The sequence below is a fragment of the Dickeya ananatis genome, from assembly GCF_019464615.1.
GTDB lineage: Bacteria > Pseudomonadota > Gammaproteobacteria > Enterobacterales > Enterobacteriaceae > Dickeya > Dickeya oryzae.
The window spans coordinates 3,514,440-3,529,414 of sequence record NZ_CP040816.1; the positions used below are offsets into that span (position 1 = coordinate 3,514,440).

The window sequence follows — 14,975 nt, forward strand, 5'->3', positions numbered from 1 at the left end:
AGACATCAATCACATGAAATATTCACTGGGCGCCCTGCTCTACTATTGGCCGAAAGCCGACATTGAAACCTTCTATCGTGCTGCGCTCGACAGCAGTGCCGACATCATCTATCTGGGTGAAACCGTGTGCAGTAAACGCCGGGGGATGAAAGTCGGCGACTGGCTCACACTGGCGCGTGAAGTCGCCGCCAGCGGTAAACAGGTGGTGATATCTACGCTGGCGTTGTTACAAGCGCCTTCCGAATTGACCGAACTGAAAAAATACGTGGAGAACGGCGAATTTCTGCTGGAAGCCAACGATCTTGGCGCGGTCAATATGGCGGCAGAACGTCACCTGCCGTTTGTCGCCGGTCATGCGCTGAACTGTTATAACGCTTACACCCTGCGGTTGCTGCACAAACAAGGCATGATGCGCTGGTGCATGCCAGTAGAGCTGTCGCGTGACTGGCTGCAACACCTGCTTAATCAGTGTGATGAACTGGGTTTTCGCCATCAGTTTGAAGTCGAAGTGTTGAGTTACGGCCATCTGCCGCTGGCCTATTCCGCCCGCTGTTTTACCGCTCGTTCGGAAAACCGTCCCAAAGACGAATGCGAAACCTGCTGCATCCAGTATCCACAAGGACGCCAGATGTTGTCGCAGGAAAATCAGCAGGTATTCGTACTTAACGGCATCCAGACTCAGAGCGGTTACTGCTATAACCTCGGTAACGACCTGACTTCCATGGAAGGGCTGGTGGATATCGTACGTCTGTCGCCTCAAGGGCTGGACACGCTGGCGATTATCGACCGTTTCCGCGCTAACCAGCACGGTGAGCAACCACTAATGCTGGAAAATCAGCAGGATTGCAACGGCTACTGGCGACGCGTTGCCGGGCTGGAACTGGTCAGTTAACGCTAATGTCAGGGCGATGCGCACGCATCGTCCGTTGCCATTTGTTAAGATAGCGTAACATCTTATCTGTGTTTATTTGGGCTGATGCGTCAGCCCCTCAACCTGATGAGTGACGCTTATGACCGCTACTGTTCCTTTCTCGCTACTCGATCTGGCTCCCATCCCGCAGGGCAATACGGCCCGTGATGCGTTCCACCATTCTCTGGATTTGGCGCAACATGCGGAAAAGTGGGGGTATCAGCGCTATTGGCTGGCGGAACACCACAACATGACCGGTATCGCCAGCGCGGCCACCTCGGTGTTGATCGGTTACCTTGCTGCAGGAACGCGGCACATCCGGCTGGGTTCCGGTGGTGTGATGCTGCCAAACCACGCACCACTGGTGATAGCTGAACAGTTCGGCACGCTCGAATCGCTCTATCCTGGCCGTATTGAACTCGGTCTGGGGCGCGCCCCCGGCACCGATCACCGCACCATGCAGGCGTTACGCCGCCACCTGAATGCCGATATTGATGATTTTCCCCACGACGTGCAGGAACTTCAACGCTACTTTTCCCCGGCTCAACCGGGTCAGCCCGTGCAGGCAGTACCGGGACAAGGGCTGAACATTCCCATCTGGCTGCTAGGTTCCAGCCTGTACAGCGCCCAGTTAGCGGCCTCAATGGGGTTACCGTTTGCCTTCGCCGCCCATTTCGCACCGGATATGCTGCTACAAGCCTTGCAGCTTTATCGTGACAATTTCCGCCCTTCGGCCCAACTGGAAAAACCGTACGCCATGGTGTGTGTGAATGTTGTCGCCGCCGATAGTGACCGTGACGCCCGTTTCCTGTTTACATCATTACAACAGCAGTTTATCAACCTGCGGCGTGGTACGCCGGGGCCGCTGCCCGCACCAGTAGAGTCGATGGAAACACACTGGTCTGCGGCCGAGCAGTTTGCCGTTGAGCAGACATTACGGCTGGCTATCGTCGGCGATACCGCCAAAGTGCGCCACGGCCTGCAAACCTTACTGCGGGAAACCCAGGCGGACGAGCTGATGATCAACGGCCAAATCTTCGATCATCATGCACGGCTGCGCTCCTTTGAGCTGGTCGCGCAACTGCAACCGGATATGGTGCGGGAAGCTCGCATCCAGTAGCAGTCAGATTTATGCCATAAAAAAACCAGCCCGAAGGCTGGTTTTTCACATCAATCACTGAGGTTATCAGCAACGGACGTTATCAGGCATCGTTGAAACGACGTGGTGCGCGCTGACCATCACGGTTACCACCACGACGCTCGCCGCCTTCACGACGTTCACCGTTGAACGGACGACCACGACCGCCACCGGTACGATCGCCAAATCCACGGGCACCACGATCGCCACGCTCACCACCATCACGGCGCTCACGGCGTTCATGCGGCTGTGCATCACCCATCAGTTGCATGTTCATTGGCTTGTTCAGAATACGCGTACGGGTAAAGTGCGACAGCAGGTCCCCCGGCATACCTTTCGGCAGCTCGATAGTGGAGTGCGAAGCAAACAGTTTGATGTTACCGATGTAACGGCTGCTGATATCGCCTTCGTTGGCGATCGCTCCCACGATATGACGCACTTCTACGCCATCATCACGGCCCACTTCGATCCGGTACAGATCCATTTCACCCACGTCACGACGCTCACGACGAGCCGGACGATCATCACCACGCGGGGCACGATCGTTGCGCTCGCCACGACGTTCGAAACGGTCATCACGATCGCGGAATTCGCGACGCGGACGGCGCTCAACCACCGGATCCGGCGGCAGAATCAGCGGACGTTCGCCCTGCGCCATCTTCAACAGTGCGGCGGCCAGTGTTTCGATATCCAGCTCTTCCTGCGGCTGCAGTTTGCCAAGCAGCGCACGGTACATGTCCAGATCGCTGCTTTCCAGTTGCTGCTGCACTTTAGCGGCAAATTTCGCCAGACGACGCTGACCGAGCAGTTCGGCGTTCGGCAATTCCACCTCAGGAATAGTCAGCTTCATGGTGCGTTCGATATTACGCAGCAGGCGACGCTCGCGGTTTTCCACGAACAACAGCGCACGGCCAGCACGACCAGCACGGCCAGTACGGCCGATACGGTGCACGTAGGATTCGGAATCCATCGGGATATCGTAGTTCACCACCAGGCTGATACGATCAACATCCAGACCACGTGCAGCAACGTCAGTTGCAATCAGGATATCCAGACGACCGTCTTTCAGACGCTCCAGCGTTTGTTCACGCAGCGCCTGGTTCATGTCACCGTTCAGCGCGGCGCTGTTATAACCACTGCGCTCCAGCGCTTCGGCTACTTCCAGCGTAGCGTTTTTGGTACGCACGAAAATGATCGCGGCATCAAAGTCTTCGGCTTCCAGGAAACGGATCAGCGCTTCGTTTTTACGCATACCGTATACCGTCCAGTAACTCTGGCTGATATCCGGGCGCGTGGTCACGCTGGACTGAATACGCACTTCCTGCGGATCGTTCATAAAGCGACGAGTGATACGGCGAATCGCCTCCGGCATAGTAGCGGAGAACAACGCCGTCTGATGCTCAGCCGGGATCTGCGCCATGATGTTTTCCACATCTTCGATGAAGCCCATGCGCAGCATTTCGTCAGCTTCGTCCAGCACCAGACCGCTCAGGTTGGACAGGTCCAGCGTACCGCGTTTCAGGTGATCCAGCAGGCGTCCCGGCGTACCGACAACCACCTGCGGCCCCTGACGCAGCGCGCGCAACTGCACGTCATAACGCTGGCCACCATACAGCGCGACCACATTGACGCCCTGCATGTGTTTGGAAAATTCGTTACAGGCTTCTGCAACCTGCACCGCCAGTTCACGGGTCGGTGCCAGCACCAGCAACTGCGGTGCTTTCAGATCAGCCTTGATATTGTTCAGCAGCGGCAGGGAAAATGCCGCGGTCTTGCCACTCCCGGTTTGCGCCATACCCAGTACGTCGCGCCCGTTGAGCAGATGAGGAATACATTCCGCCTGAATCGGAGACGGTTTTTCATACCCCATCTCAGACAGTGCATTCAGAATAGGAGCAGACAGCCCCAAGCTAGCAAAAGAGATTTCAAACTCTGCCATGTAAACTTTGCCTCACTTCAAAATGGCGGCCAGTCTACATAACTTGTCGAGAAAATACTCAATCATTTTCATTGAAAAGTGTGAACCGGCTCAAATTGGATTAAAAAGCGAACAAAAAAGCCTCGCCCGTTAAGGCGATGAAGAAATCGTCATGATCTCTGGCTGAAAGGTGTTCGTCAGCTATTGCTGGTCCGATCCTGATAGGTCGTCTTGCTCTTGGCCTAACTGCGCCAATTCCAACAATGCATAGCGGTGCTCAACAAAATTATGAACATTGTTAGCAACCGTCAGCTTGAACAACGCCTCGGCGGTGTTCTTGTCCCCCAGACTTAGGTAGTGCTTACCTAAATAGAAGTCAGTTTCACTGAGATGCTCGGCGAGCGAAGTGTTATCCTTAGCTTCTTCCTGTACACGCTGCATCAACGCTTTTTCGCTGATGTTGCCCAGGTAGAATTCGACAATCGTCCATCCCCACACACCTTTCTTTGCACCCTCGTAGCGTTCTTTCAACGCCAGTTTGGCCTTCTCGGGATTGATTTCTCTCTCCACCAGGTAAAGCCACAGGGAACGGAAAGGATCATTAGGATCGTCGCGATAAAACGCTAGCAGATCATCCTGCGCCAACTGGTAGCGACCGCCGTAGTACAAAGCGATGCCCCGATTCAAACGCGCATAATTGTAAGTTGGATCAAGCTCTAATACAGAATCAAACGCTTCATAGGCAGCATCAAAATTGCCTGCCTGCGTCAAGTAAATGCCGAGATAGTTAAACACTTCCGGCATATCGGGACGGATAGAAAGCGCTTGTGAAAAATCATTTCGCGCCAACGCCCGTAACCCGAGGCTATCATACAGCACTCCGCGCTCATATAACAGCTGTGCTCGCTCATCGGGAGTAATTGCCCGGCTCGCCAGGATTTGCTCCATGCGCGCCAGAATGACTTCCTGCTGCAACGTAGGCTGCAACGGAACCGCCAGCACTGCATCTTTGCGCCAATCCGTGTTGCTGCATCCTGCCAGCATAATTGCTGTCGCAACATAACACCAGCGCAAGAAAGGCTTCATTTCCCACTCCCGAAGACAAACATTGGATGAACATCCTGTCCCCGACTGCTCAGCATAAGGATATCCGTTCCTTATAATACACGCAGCTCCTTCATACTGTAAGGAGCTGCCAATTGATTATCCGCTATTATTCTGCCTCGGAAACCGGTGTAGTTTCCTGAGGTTGAGCAGTTGCTTCTTTTATGCTCAAACGGATACGACCCTGACGGTCCACTTCCAGTACCTTGACCGGTACTTCCTGGCCCATCTGCAGATAGTCGGTCACTTTCTCAACACGCTTGTCGGCGATTTGAGAAATATGTACCAGACCTTCTTTACCGCCACCGATGGCAACAAACGCGCCAAAGTCAACGATACGAGTCACTTTGCCCTGATAGATGCGGCCCACTTCGATTTCCGCCGTGATCTCTTCGATACGACGAATCGCGTGTTTAGCTTTTTCGCCGTCGGTCGAGGCGATCTTCACCGTACCATCATCTTCGATCTCGATAGTCGTACCGGTTTCTTCAGTCAGCGCGCGGATAACAGAGCCGCCTTTACCGATCACATCTTTGATCTTGTCAGTGCTGATCTTGATGGTGTGGATACGCGGTGCGAATTCGGAGATATCGCCACGCGGCGTGCTGATAGCCTGTTCCATCACACCCAGAATGTGCAGACGCGCACCCTTGGCCTGATTCAGAGCCACCTGCATAATTTCGCGGGTGATCCCTTCGATTTTGATGTCCATCTGCAACGCGGTCACACCTTCACGGCTACCGGCTACTTTGAAGTCCATATCGCCCAGGTGGTCTTCGTCACCCAGAATATCAGACAGGACAACGTAGTTGTCGCCTTCCTTCACCAGACCCATCGCGATACCGGCTACAGCCGCTTTGATCGGCACGCCTGCATCCATCAGCGCTAGCGAAGCACCACAGACGGAAGCCATGGAGGAAGAACCGTTGGATTCGGTAATTTCAGACACAACACGTACGGTGTACGGGAAGGCTTCCGGTTTCGGCATAACAGCCAGTACACCACGTTTAGCCAGACGACCGTGACCGATTTCGCGGCGCTTCGGTGACCCAACCATACCGGTCTCACCTACGGAGTACGGAGGGAAGTTGTAGTGCAGCAAGAAGCGATCGGTACGCTCGCCAGTCAGCTCATCAATGCTCTGAGCATCACGCTCGGTACCCAGCGTCGCGGTAACCAACGCCTGAGTTTCACCACGGGTGAACAGCGCAGAACCGTGAGTACGCGGCAGCACGCCAGTACGTACATCCAGACCACGGATCATGTCTTTTTCGCGACCGTCGATACGCGGTTCGCCACGCAGCACACGGCTACGTACTACGTTTTTCTCGATGCTGCCGAGGATGTCACGCAGTTCGTTTTCGTCCAGCGTTTCATCTTCTGCCAGCAGGGCTGCAACCACGTCAGCTTTGATGGTATCAACCTGTGCGTAGCGTTCCTGTTTTTCAGTGATGCGATAAGCGTCACCCAGACGCGCTTCAGACAGCGCCTGCACACGGTTGTGCAGTTCGACGTTCACTTCCGGTGCCTGCCAGTTCCACTTCGGTTTACCCGCTTCTGCCGTCAGTGACTTGATGTTCTCGATAACAACCTGTTGCTGATCATGACCGAATACCACTGCACCCAGCATCTGATCTTCGCTCAGCAGGTCTGCTTCAGATTCCACCATCAGTACCGCGCCTTCAGTACCAGCAACAACCAGATCCAAACGGCTGGTTTTCAGCTCTTCGGTCGTCGGGTTCAGCACGTACTGATCGTTGATGTAACCAACGCGAGCGGCACCAATCGGGCCATTGAACGGGATACCCGACAGACTCAGTGCCGCAGAGGCACCGATCATGGCAACGATATCCGGGTTAACCTGCGGATTCACGGAAACCACAGTAGCGATAACCTGGACTTCGTTAACGAAACCATCCGGGAACAGCGGGCGAATCGGACGGTCAATCAAACGGGAAATCAGCGTTTCGCCTTCGCTCGGACGGCCTTCACGGCGGAAGAAACCACCGGGGATACGACCAGCAGCGTAGGTACGCTCTTGATAGTTAACAGTCAGCGGGAAGAAATCCTGGCCCGGTTTAGCGTGTTTGGCGCCCACAACAGTTACAAATACTGCGGTGTCATCCATGCTAACCATAACAGCAGCAGTGGCCTGACGGGCCATCATGCCGGTTTCCAGCGTTACGGTATGTTGACCGTACTGGAATTTACGAACGATCGGATTTAGCAAAATACTATCCTTTACCAGAGGCGCGCGCCATATCCCTGATATGGCGCACCAGTTAAATACCCGATCCGCTCATTACATCCTCGCGACTAATGACAGACTTTATTCTGATAACGCTATTCTCGATGCAGCTATTTCCCATGCACCCCTATATAGGCAACAGTAATAAATAAAGCCTCTCATTAGCCGCGCGAATCGCTGTAATTACGGATCCTATTTACAACAGCAATACATTACTCTGTTTTGCTGGTACTTCCTAGAAGAAAGGGGCCCAAAGAGGCCCCTTTCTCCTGAAACTCGTCGAATTAGCGACGCAGACCCAGACGTTCAATCAGGGTAGTGTAGCGAGCCAGATCTTTACGCTTCAGGTAGTCCAGCAGCTTACGACGCTGAGAAACCATACGCAGCAGACCGCGGCGGCTGTGGTGATCTTTCTTGTGCTCAGCAAAGTGACCCTGCAGATGATTAATCTGCGCAGTCAGCAGAGCAACCTGGACTTCGGTAGAACCGCTGTCATTCGTGCCACGACCAAATTCCGCAACAATTTTCGCTTTTGCTTCAACGCTTAGAGACATGATTTACTCCAAAATAATATAGATAGAACGGGCGCCGATCTCTAATTCAGCCGCCCAAGATTTAAGCCGCGCTATTTTACTCTTAGCGCTATATAATCGCAAGGCGCTCAGACAGCCGTCGGCTCAGGGTTTTCTACTACCAGACGACGCGGTGCCACCCGTCCTTCATCATCTATTTCGCCCATACCGATGAATCGGTGCTCGTCACCCTCAGTGATGCGCACCATGCCATCGGTCGGTACAGCAGTAGCACGCACTGCCTGCCCCAGTTTAAGGTAACCGGCCACCACCGGTGACAGATTCACCTCTGGAAATGCCTGCACAGCGGTATCCATTGGCAACAGCAGTACATCCAGCAAGTCACCAATCGGTTGTTCCTGTGCTTCTGCCTGTTCACGCAGCGTCTGTAACTGCTCCAGCGTAACCATACGCTCGGTAGGATACGTCGCCACCTGCAAACGGCGCAGATACATCACATGAGCACCACACCCCAGTTTCTCACCCAGATCATCAATGATGGTACGGATGTACGTTCCCTTGGAGCAGTGGATTTCCAGTTCCAGCTCATCGGCTTCCCAGCGGATAAACTGCAACTCATAGACGGTAATGTCACGCGCTTCTCGCGGCACAACCAGCCCCTGACGGGCGTACTCGTAGAGCGGGCGGCCCTGGTATTTCAGAGCAGAATACATCGACGGTACCTGCTGGGTATCGCCGCGAAAGCTGTCCAGCGCCAGCATTAACGCGTCATGCGTAAATGTGACGGGACGTTCCTGGATAACATTACCGTCGGCATCAGACGTATCGGTCCGTTGCCCCAGACGGGCTATCACCCGGTAACGCTTATCGGCATCCAGCAGGTATTGGGAAAACTTGGTCGCTTCACCCAGACATATCGGCAACATACCGGTCGCCAATGGATCCAGCGCGCCTGTATGCCCGGCTTTGTTGGCATTGAAGAGGCGTTTTACCTTCTGCAAGACATCATTAGATGACGCCCCTTGCGGTTTATCCAGCAGTAGAACGCCGTGGATATCACGACCACGACGGCGAGGACGCGACATTACGCCTCCTGCTCATCATCTGTGTCAGATGTACGACGCTCGGCATCGCGTTTAACCACGCGGGTCACCAGATTGGACATCCGCATCCCCTCGACCAGAGAGTTATCATAGGAGAAGGTCAGTTCCGGTACGACGCGCAGACGCATCGCCTTGCCCAGCAGCATACGGATAAAACCAGATGCATCCTGTAATGCCTTCACCCCGGCTTTAACCTGCTCCGGCTCGTTGTCATTCAAAAAGGTCACAAATACTTTGGCGTAAGCCAGATCGCGTGACACTTCTACGCCGGATACCGTCGCCATACCTACACGCGGATCTTTCACTTCACGCTGAATAATAATGGCGATTTCTTTTTGCATTTCCTGCGCCACACGCTGCGTGCGGCTGAATTCTTTTGCCATGATGAATCCTCAAAGAAAAATTGGGGGGCACTCGGCCCCCCAGCATGAAAACATCAGGTACGTTGTTGCACGTATCACTCGATGGTGCGTTTGATCTCAATAGTTTCAAATACTTCGATCATGTCACCAGTGCGAACATCGTTGTAGTTCTTCACGCCGATACCACATTCCATACCATTACGGACTTCGTTGACGTCATCCTTGAAGCGACGCAGGGATTCCAGCTCACCTTCAAAGATAACCACGTTGTCACGCAGCACGCGAATCGGGTTGTGACGTTTCACCACCCCTTCGGTCACCATACAGCCAGCAATCGCGCCGAACTTCGGTGACTTGAACACATCGCGCACTTCCGCCAGACCGATAATTTCCTGCTTGTATTCCGGTGCCAGCATACCGCTCATTGCCTGTTTCACTTCGTCGATCAGGTCATAGATAACGGAGTAGTAACGCAGATCCAGGCTTTCTGCTTCAACGATACGACGGGCAGAGGCATCCGCACGGACGTTAAAGCCAAGGATAATCGCGTTGGAGGCGGCAGCCAGTGTGGCATCGGTTTCGGTGATCCCACCCACGCCGGAACCCACAATCTTGACTTTGACTTCGTCGGTAGACAGCTTCTGCAACGAATCGGAAATGGCTTCCACAGAGCCCTGAACGTCGGCTTTCATTACGATGTTCAGTTCGGATACTTCGCCTTCGTTCATGTTGGCGAACATATTTTCCAGCTTGGACTTCTGCTGACGCGCCAGTTTCACTTCGCGGAATTTACCCTGACGATAAAGCGCGACTTCACGTGCTTTCTTCTCGTCACGCACAACTGTCGCTTCGTCACCCGCAGCCGGTACACCGGACAGACCCAGAATCTCTACCGGAATAGACGGACCTGCTTCGGTAATTTCGCGGCCCAGTTCGTCACGCATGGCACGAACACGACCGTATTCAAAGCCACACAGTACGATGTCGCCCTTGTTCAACGTCCCTTCGCGTACCAACACGGTCGCCACCGGGCCACGGCCTTTGTCCAGGAAGGATTCGATGACCACACCACTGGCCATACCGCTATGAACGGCTTTCAGTTCCAGTACTTCAGCCTGCAGCAAGATAGCTTCCAGCAGTTCGTCGATGCCTTCGCCACTCTTGGCAGAAACATGCACAAACTGGGATTCACCACCCCACTCTTCCGGCATAATACCGTACTGGGAGAGTTCGTTTTTAACGCGATCCGGATCAGCTTCCGGTTTATCGATTTTGTTAACAGCCACAACCACCGGCACTTTAGCCGCTTTGGCATGCTGAATAGCTTCAATCGTCTGCGGCATCACGCCGTCATCAGCAGCCACAACCAGCACCACGATATCGGTCGCCTGAGCACCACGAGCACGCATAGCGGTAAACGCCGCATGCCCCGGGGTATCCAGGAAGGTAATCATGCCGTTATCCGTTTCAACGTGGTAAGCACCGATATGCTGGGTAATACCACCCGCTTCGCCTGCCGCCACTTTGGTTGAACGAATGTAGTCCAGCAATGACGTCTTACCATGGTCAACGTGACCCATGATGGTGACCACCGGCGCACGTGATTCGGATTCGGAGGACAGACCGGTATCACGATCGCTCATTACCGCTTCTTCCAGCTCGTTTTCACGGCGCAGGATCACTTTGTGACCCATTTCTTCCGCGACCAGCTGAGCAGTTTCCTGATCGATAACCTGGTTGATGGTTGCCATTGCCCCCAGTTTCATCATCGTTTTGATGACCTGAGAACCTTTGACCGCCATTTTGTTGGCCAGCTCGGCAACGGTAATGGTTTCGCCAATCACAACATCACGGTTGACCGCCTGCACCGGCTTATTAAAGCCTTGTTGCAGCGTGCTCGGTTTACGTTTGCCTTTGCCGCCGCGAGTCACCGCACGGGCTTCTTCACGATCAGCTTTCGATTCAGACAGGCGATTGCCTTTCTTCTGTTTGGTTACTTTGCCGCCGCGACCGCGACCGCGACCACCTTCGACCTGACGATCGTTCTCATCTTCCGCTTCACGCGCGTGATGAGAGGTGGTTACGTGATAATCGGCGTCTTCGGTGACTTCGCTGCCTTCTTTTTCCCAGCGTCCGGCATTTTCTTCTGCCATACGGCGAGCTTCTTCAGCGATACGACGAGCTTCTTCCTCGACCTTACGACGAGCCGCTTCTTCCGCCTTACGCTTGAGTTCAGCCGCTTCCGCTTCGCGACGCGCTTTCTCAGCCTGAGCTGGTTTAGTCATACTATCGTTTTGTTGATTGCTCACTTTCTCTTTTTCCGCTACGTCACGCTTAGCTTTTTCGGCGGCCTCACGTTTGGCTTGCTCTTCAGCAACGGCGCGTTTTGCCTTCTCTTCTTCCTCACGTTTGGCTTTTTCTTCAGCTTCACGTTTGGCTTGTTCCTCAGCAGCGCGCTGTGCCTGTTCTTCCGCTTCACGCCGTGCCTGCTCTTCCTCAGCCGCAGCTTGCTGCTCTTCGTGAGGATCGCGTTTTACATAGGTGCGTTTCTTGCGGACTTCGATCTGCACCGATTTGCTCTTACCACCGGTGCTGGGAATATTTAACGTGCTACGTGTCTTACGCTGCAAGGTCAATTTCCCTGGCGCAGCACCGCGATCACGGTTCAGGTGCGCCAATAGTGTTTCTTTTTCGTTCTGAGTCACAGAGTCCGACGCAGATTTGGTGATCCCCGCATCAGCAAACTGCTGTATCAGGCGGTCAACCGGCGTCTGGATCTCTGCGGCCAGTGATTTCAGGGTTACATCTGTCATGCTGTTCCTTTCCTGCTACAGTTCGTTATTCGTTACTGCCACCAAACCAACAGATATTACGTGCAGCCATAATCAGCTCACCGGCTTGTTCTTCATTAAGCCCTTCGATATCTGCCAGGTCATCGACGCCCTGCTCAGCAAGATCTTCCAGCGTGCAAACACCGCGAGCTGCTAGTTTAAACGCCAGCTCACGTGACAGACCAGATAAATTGAGCAAATCTTCTGCCGGCTGACCGTTGCCACGGTTCTCTTCATTCGCCAGAGCCAGTGTGGTCAGCGCCGCTTTCGCACGCTCGCGCAATGCCTCGATGGTTTCTTCATCCAAACCATCGATTTCCTGCAACTCATGGATGGGGACATAAGCCAGCTCTTCTAGTGAAGAAAAGCCTTCTTCAACCAGCGCAGTAGCAAACTCTTCGTCGATATCCAGATGTTTGGTGAAAATATCGATAGCAGCATGGGCTTCGGCCTGATGTTTAGCCTGCAAGTCCTCAATGGTCATCACGTTCAGCTCCCAGCCACTCAGTTGGGAAGCCAGACGCACGTTCTGACCGTTACGGCCGATGGCCTGAGCCAGGTTACCCGCCTCAACCGCGATATCCATGGTGTGTTTATCTTCATCAACCACGATGGATGCCACATCAGCCGGTGCCATGGCATTAATCACGAACTGTGCCGGATTGTCATCCCACAGGACGATGTCGATACGCTCGCCGCCCAGTTCGCTGGATACCGCCTGAACGCGCGCACCACGCATCCCCACGCACGCACCGACCGGGTCGATACGCTTGTCGTTGGTTTTAACCGCGATTTTAGCGCGGGAACCCGGGTCGCGGGCAGCGGCTTTGATTTCAATGACTTCTTCACCGATTTCCGGCACTTCGATGCGAAACAGTTCAATCAGCATTTCAGGGCGGGAACGGCTCACAAACAACTGCGCGCCACGCGCTTCCGGACGAACGGCGTACAATACACCGCGAATACGGTCACCTGGGCGGAAGTTTTCACGCGGCAGCATATCTTCACGGCCGATCACCGCTTCGGCATTACTACCCAAATCCAGCGTGATGTTATCGCGGTTCACTTTCTTCACTACACCGGTAACAATTTCGCCTTCCTGCTCGCGGAACTGATCAACCACCATCGCACGCTCAGCTTCACGCACTTTCTGTACGATAACTTGCTTAGCGGTCTGCGTGGTGATGCGGTCGAAAGTCACGGATTCGATCTGATCTTCAATGTAACCACCCAGATCAATACTCGGCTCTTCGAATTGCGCCGCTTCCAGAGTGATTTCTCGTGTTGGCTGGGTCACTTCGTTGACAACCTGCCAGCGGCGGAAAGTATCGAAATCGCCGGTTTTACGGTCGATGCAAACACGAACATCAATTTCCTGCTCGTATTTTTTCTTGGTCGCTGTCGCCAGTGCAGTCTCCAGCGCTTCAAAAATCTTTTCGCGCGGCACGGCTTTTTCATTGGAAACCGCTTCAACAACAGCCAGAATCTCTTTATTCATCCTAGTTGCCTCATCCAAACTTTAAAAGTGGGGTACCAGGTTCGCCTTCTGGATATTGCTCAGCGCGAACACTTCATCTTTGCCTTCCACTGTTACGGTAATCATCTCACCTTCGACGGACTTGATAATACCTTGCCACTTGCGGCGATTCTGAACCGCCATGCGCAGTACCAGACTCACTTCTTCACCCACAAAATGCGCGTAATGTGCAGCAGTAAAAAGCGGCCGGTCCAGGCCCGGTGACGACACTTCCAGGTTATAGGCAACGGATATGGGATCCTCAACATCCAATACCGCACTGACCTGGTGGCTAACATCAGCACAATCATCAACAGTGATACCATCTTCACTATCAATATAGATACGCAGTGTCGACTGGCGTCCCCGGATGAACTCAATGCCCACCAGCTCATAGCCAAGGGCTTCAACAGGTGCCGAAATCATCTCTGTTAACTTTTGTTCTAATGTGGACAAGCCCACCCCCAAGACATAAAAAAAGGGCTTAATAGCCCAGTAATTCTGCTGTCAGATAACAAAAAACCCCGATATATCGGGGCTTTATGCAACTGGACCCTATTTACCGCAAACTGCTGCGGTATAACTACCATCAAGTATTCTTTCAAAATTCACCGTAAACAGTACGCTTGATGCAAAACAGTTTATTTGAAAAAAAACTTTTCTGGGAAGTTAAGTGGTTGCGGGGGCCGGATTTGAACCGACGACCTTCGGGTTATGAGCCCGACGAGCTACCAAGCTGCTCCACCCCGCGTCCGAAAACGTGGCAAATACTACGCTGACAACCGCGAAAATGCAAGTTATCTATAGGATTGGTACCGAGGACGGGACTTGAACCCGTAAGCCCAATCGGGCACTACCACCTCAAGGTAGCGTGTCTACCAATTCCACCACCTCGGCATCACAATTTGTTTTTATCATCAACATTTTTGTTGATGAAGCGTCTGCGATTATTTAGGAATATCGCTCGACGGTGCAGCTGGTGCTTTAGGCTGGTCTGCTTTTTCAGCAGCAGCCGGCTGACTCAGGTTATCCCAGCCACTGCTTTTTTTGCTGTGGTCAGAACTCATGTTGCCCAGAATCAGACTGAGTACGAAAAACAGCGTGGCAAACAGCGCCGTCATTCGGGTCATGAAATTGCCGGAACCGCTAGAACCAAACAGCGTAGCGGAAGCACCTGCTCCGAACGACGCTCCCATATCTGCACCTTTACCTTGCTGCAGCATGATAAGACCAACGAGGCCAATCGCTACCAGCAGGAAAATTATCAGAAGAGCTTCGTACATAGTTGTACCCGTTATGTATCCCCACCATT

General features: G+C 53.4%; 13 protein-coding genes and 2 tRNA genes. 2 read left to right on the plus strand and 13 right to left on the minus strand.

Annotated features, from left to right (window positions below):
* The first annotated feature begins 13 nt into the window (after nucleotides 1-13).
* Nucleotides 14-892 (plus strand): U32 family peptidase, encoded by an 879-nt coding sequence (locus tag FGI04_RS15570; RefSeq protein ID WP_342698692.1) that lies wholly within the window; start codon nucleotides 14-16, stop codon nucleotides 890-892.
* Nucleotides 893-1,010: 118 nt separating this feature from the next.
* A complete protein-coding gene (locus tag FGI04_RS15575) occupies nucleotides 1,011-2,030 on the plus strand; it encodes a luciferase-like monooxygenase (RefSeq protein WP_342698693.1) in 1,020 nt (339 codons plus the stop codon).
* A gap of 82 nt (nucleotides 2,031-2,112) precedes the next feature.
* Here the strand turns inward: FGI04_RS15575 and FGI04_RS15580 are convergent, their stop codons facing one another.
* From FGI04_RS15580 to secG, 13 genes are all read right to left on the minus strand, one after another.
* Nucleotides 2,113-3,987: a DEAD/DEAH family ATP-dependent RNA helicase gene (locus tag FGI04_RS15580; protein WP_407336961.1), complete on the minus strand. Its 1,875-nt coding sequence runs from the start codon at nucleotides 3,985-3,987 to the stop codon at nucleotides 2,113-2,115.
* 12 nt (nucleotides 3,988-3,999) lie between these two features.
* Complete coding sequence (gene yrbN / locus FGI04_RS15585; RefSeq protein WP_107760761.1) at nucleotides 4,000-4,059, minus strand: protein YrbN; 60 nt, start codon at nucleotides 4,057-4,059, stop codon at nucleotides 4,000-4,002.
* A gap of 108 nt (nucleotides 4,060-4,167) precedes the next feature.
* A complete protein-coding gene (gene nlpI / locus FGI04_RS15590) occupies nucleotides 4,168-5,052 on the minus strand; it encodes a lipoprotein NlpI (protein WP_016943787.1) in 885 nt (294 codons plus the stop codon).
* Between the two features lie 127 nt (nucleotides 5,053-5,179).
* Nucleotides 5,180-7,300 (minus strand): polyribonucleotide nucleotidyltransferase, encoded by a 2,121-nt coding sequence (gene pnp / locus FGI04_RS15595; protein WP_407336962.1) that lies wholly within the window; start codon nucleotides 7,298-7,300, stop codon nucleotides 5,180-5,182.
* Between the two features lie 302 nt (nucleotides 7,301-7,602).
* A complete protein-coding gene (rpsO, locus tag FGI04_RS15600; RefSeq protein WP_012771120.1) occupies nucleotides 7,603-7,872 on the minus strand; it encodes a 30S ribosomal protein S15 in 270 nt (89 codons plus the stop codon).
* A gap of 107 nt (nucleotides 7,873-7,979) precedes the next feature.
* A complete protein-coding gene (truB, locus tag FGI04_RS15605; RefSeq protein WP_342698695.1) occupies nucleotides 7,980-8,936 on the minus strand; it encodes a tRNA pseudouridine(55) synthase TruB in 957 nt (318 codons plus the stop codon).
* Nucleotides 8,936-9,337 carry a 30S ribosome-binding factor RbfA gene (rbfA, locus tag FGI04_RS15610; protein WP_016943784.1) on the minus strand — a complete coding sequence of 134 codons (402 nt, stop codon included), beginning with the start codon at nucleotides 9,335-9,337 and terminating at the stop codon, nucleotides 8,936-8,938. Before rbfA ends, truB begins: the two co-directional genes overlap by 1 nt.
* Nucleotides 9,338-9,411: 74 nt before the next feature.
* On the minus strand, nucleotides 9,412-12,129 hold the full coding sequence (infB, locus tag FGI04_RS15615; RefSeq protein WP_168364917.1) for a translation initiation factor IF-2: 2,718 nt from the start codon (nucleotides 12,127-12,129) through the stop codon (nucleotides 9,412-9,414).
* A gap of 25 nt (nucleotides 12,130-12,154) precedes the next feature.
* Nucleotides 12,155-13,645: a transcription termination factor NusA gene (nusA, locus tag FGI04_RS15620; protein WP_016943782.1), complete on the minus strand. Its 1,491-nt coding sequence runs from the start codon at nucleotides 13,643-13,645 to the stop codon at nucleotides 12,155-12,157.
* 21 nt (nucleotides 13,646-13,666) lie between these two features.
* Nucleotides 13,667-14,119: a ribosome maturation factor RimP gene (rimP, locus tag FGI04_RS15625; RefSeq protein ID WP_026357807.1), complete on the minus strand. Its 453-nt coding sequence runs from the start codon at nucleotides 14,117-14,119 to the stop codon at nucleotides 13,667-13,669.
* Nucleotides 14,120-14,337: 218 nt separating this feature from the next.
* Nucleotides 14,338-14,414 (minus strand) — tRNA-Met (locus FGI04_RS15630).
* Between the two features lie 59 nt (nucleotides 14,415-14,473).
* Nucleotides 14,474-14,560, minus strand: a tRNA-Leu gene (locus tag FGI04_RS15635).
* Between the two features lie 50 nt (nucleotides 14,561-14,610).
* The gene (secG, locus tag FGI04_RS15640) at nucleotides 14,611-14,946 is read right to left on the minus strand and encodes a preprotein translocase subunit SecG (RefSeq protein ID WP_012883338.1); all 336 of its coding nucleotides are present in this window, start codon (nucleotides 14,944-14,946) and stop codon (nucleotides 14,611-14,613) included.
* Nucleotides 14,947-14,975: the final 29 nt, after the last annotated feature.

What these genes read in the sequence shown, in the direction of transcription:
- secG (WP_012883338.1), bottom strand. Translation starts at nt 14,946, where the DNA reads ATGTACGAAGCTCTTCTGATAATTTTCCTGCTGGTAGCGATTGGCCTC.
- rbfA (WP_016943784.1), bottom strand. Translation starts at nt 9,337, where the DNA reads ATGGCAAAAGAATTCAGCCGCACGCAGCGTGTGGCGCAGGAAATGCAA.
- nlpI (WP_016943787.1), bottom strand. Translation starts at nt 5,052, where the DNA reads ATGAAGCCTTTCTTGCGCTGGTGTTATGTTGCGACAGCAATTATGCTG.
- rpsO (WP_012771120.1), bottom strand. Translation starts at nt 7,872, where the DNA reads ATGTCTCTAAGCGTTGAAGCAAAAGCGAAAATTGTTGCGGAATTTGGT.
- FGI04_RS15575 (WP_342698693.1), top strand. Translation starts at nt 1,011, where the DNA reads ATGACCGCTACTGTTCCTTTCTCGCTACTCGATCTGGCTCCCATCCCG.
- truB (WP_342698695.1), bottom strand. Translation starts at nt 8,936, where the DNA reads ATGTCGCGTCCTCGCCGTCGTGGTCGTGATATCCACGGCGTTCTACTG.
- nusA (WP_016943782.1), bottom strand. Translation starts at nt 13,645, where the DNA reads ATGAATAAAGAGATTCTGGCTGTTGTTGAAGCGGTTTCCAATGAAAAA.
- infB (WP_168364917.1), bottom strand. Translation starts at nt 12,129, where the DNA reads ATGACAGATGTAACCCTGAAATCACTGGCCGCAGAGATCCAGACGCCG.
- FGI04_RS15580 (WP_407336961.1), bottom strand. Translation starts at nt 3,987, where the DNA reads ATGGCAGAGTTTGAAATCTCTTTTGCTAGCTTGGGGCTGTCTGCTCCT.
- FGI04_RS15570 (WP_342698692.1), top strand. Translation starts at nt 14, where the DNA reads ATGAAATATTCACTGGGCGCCCTGCTCTACTATTGGCCGAAAGCCGAC.